1 protein-coding gene is annotated in these 1353 nt (G+C 69.4%); it reads left to right on the top strand.

Features of this window, described 5'->3' with window-relative positions; all coding sequences use genetic code 11:
* Positions 1-1353 (top strand): potassium-transporting ATPase subunit KdpB (kdpB, locus tag ACFV1W_RS40670; RefSeq protein WP_380422622.1); only part of this gene is annotated, 1353 nt, incomplete at both ends.

Genomic DNA, 1353 nt, shown 5'->3' with positions numbered 1-1353 from the left:
ATCGTCTTCCTGGTCGCGGTCGTCACGCTCCAGCCGATGGCCACCTACGCGGGCGCCCCGCAGTCGATGATCGTCCTGGTCGCCCTGATCGTGGCGCTGATCCCGACCACCATCGGCGCACTGCTGTCCGCGATCGGCATCGCGGGCATGGACCGCCTGGTCCAGCGCAACGTGCTGGCCATGTCCGGCCGCGCCGTGGAGGCCGCCGGCGACGTCAACACCCTGCTGCTCGACAAGACCGGCACCATCACCCTGGGCAACCGCCAGGCCTCCGAATTCGTCCCAGCGCCCGGGGTCGACCGGGATGAGCTGGCCAGCGCGGCCCAGCTGTCGTCGCTGGCGGACGAGACGCCGGAGGGCCGCTCGATCGTGGTCCTCGCCAAGACCGGGTACGGCCTGCGGGCCCGCGCCCAGGGCGAACTCACCCACGCCACCTGGGTCCCGTTCACCGCCCAGACCCGCATGTCGGGCGTCGACCTCGACGAGACCGAGGGAGTCCACCAGGTCCGCAAGGGCGCGGCGGGTTCGGTCACCAACTGGGTGACCGAGAACGGCGGTTCGGTCGGCGACGAGGTCTCCGTCCTGGTCGACGGCATCTCCGCGGCCGGCGGCACCCCGCTGGTCGTGGCCACCAAGGTCGGCAGCAGGGCCGCCCGTGTCCTGGGTGTCATCCACCTCAAGGACGTGGTCAAGGAGGGCATGCGGGAGCGCTTCGACGAGCTGCGCCGGATGGGCATCAAGACCATCATGATCACGGGCGACAACCCGCTGACCGCCAAGGCGATCGCGCAGGAGGCCGGCGTGGACGACTTCCTCGCCGAGGCCACGCCCGAGGACAAGATGGCCCTGATCAAGAAGGAGCAGGAGGGCGGCAAGCTGGTCGCGATGACCGGCGACGGCACCAACGACGCCCCCGCGCTCGCCCAGGCCGACGTCGGCGTGGCGATGAACACCGGGACCATGGCGGCCAAGGAGGCCGGCAACATGGTCGACCTCGACTCCAACCCGACCAAGCTGATCGAGATCGTGGAGATCGGCAAGCAGCTGCTGATCACCCGCGGCGCGCTGACCACCTTCTCCATCGCCAACGACGTGGCCAAGTACTTCGCGATCATCCCCGCGATGTTCGCCGGGGTCTACCCGGGCCTGAGCCACCTCAACATCATGGGCCTGCACAGCCCCCAGTCCGCGATCACCTCGGCGATCGTCTTCAACGCCCTGGTCATCATCGGCCTGATCCCGCTCGCCCTGCGCGGCGTCAAGTACCGCCCCTCCGACGCCAGTTCCCTGCTGCGCCGCAACATCGGCGTCTACGGCTTCGGCGGTCTGGTGGTGCCGTTCGTCGGCATCAAG

It is taken from the genome of Kitasatospora sp. NPDC059648, from assembly GCF_042734825.1.
Classification (GTDB): domain Bacteria; phylum Actinomycetota; class Actinomycetes; order Streptomycetales; family Streptomycetaceae; genus Kitasatospora.
Note: the sequence above shows the minus strand (reverse complement) of the source record. Positions and strands in the feature narration are given on the sequence as shown.